The following is an 803-nucleotide window of genomic DNA, read 5'->3' as shown; positions in this document are numbered from 1 at the left end:
TCGGACACGGTGGCCGAGCGGGCCTCCGCGCTGGGCGTACCGCCCGACGGACGCGCCGCCACGGTGGCCAACGGCAGCGGCATCAAGACCACCCCGGCCGGATGGATCAAGGACGCGGACGCGGTCGGGGCGATGGTGGACGCGCTGGGCTCGGTCATCACCCGGATGAGGGAGCGGGTGCAGGCGACCGGGGAACCGGACGCGGTGTCCCAGGACCTCCTGATCGGGATCACCGCCGATCTGGAGAAGCACCACTGGATGTTCCAGGCGGAGAACGCGTAACAGGCGTGGCAGGCGGCGGTCGCCGCCCGTGATGCCGCGTGGTCCGGTGTTGCATCGGTGAGCCCGTGGTGCGCCTCCCGTGCGGGACAGGCGACGGTCTAGCGTCCGGCTGGAGGTGATGGCGGGCATGGTGGGGCGGACAGTGCGCTGGACGATCGCGCTCGGGGCCGGGGCGGCGTGGTGGTGGGCCGTGCTGCGGCTCGCCACGGGGGAGGACGCGGGGGTGCTGGAAGGGGCCGTCGCGGCCGGCGGGTGGGGGCTGAGCCTGCTGCCCGTGCACTGCGTGCCCGAGGGGAGCGCGACCGGGGCCGTGCCGACGGGGCGCTGGGTGGCCGCCTGGCGGGCCGGGCGCCTCACCAGGGCATCGCCACGCCCCCGTTCGGGCGGAGTATCTGACCCGTCGTGAACGCCGAGGCGTCCGAGGCGAGATACAGCACCGCGTGTGCGACGTCGTCCGGTTCGCCGACGCGACCCAGCGGGGCCAGCCGGGTCATCGCGGCCTCGGTGTGTGCCAGTGCGGG

The 803-nt window shown here is 74.7% G+C and carries 2 protein-coding genes; one reads left to right on the top strand and one right to left on the bottom strand.

Annotated features, from left to right (window positions below; genetic code table 11):
• On the top strand, window positions 1–282 hold a 282-nt coding region (locus CCN44_RS42620), incomplete at its 5' end, for a ferritin-like domain-containing protein (protein WP_276329152.1).
• A gap of 353 nt (window positions 283–635) precedes the next feature.
• Here CCN44_RS42620 and CCN44_RS42610 read toward each other — a convergent pair.
• A partial coding sequence (locus CCN44_RS42610) for an SDR family oxidoreductase (protein WP_143650521.1) occupies window positions 636–803 on the bottom strand: 168 nt, incomplete at its 5' end.

The organism is Streptomyces tricolor, assembly GCF_002155905.1.
Lineage (GTDB): Bacteria > Actinomycetota > Actinomycetes > Streptomycetales > Streptomycetaceae > Streptomyces > Streptomyces tricolor.
Note: the sequence above shows the minus strand (reverse complement) of the source record. Positions and strands in the feature narration are given on the sequence as shown.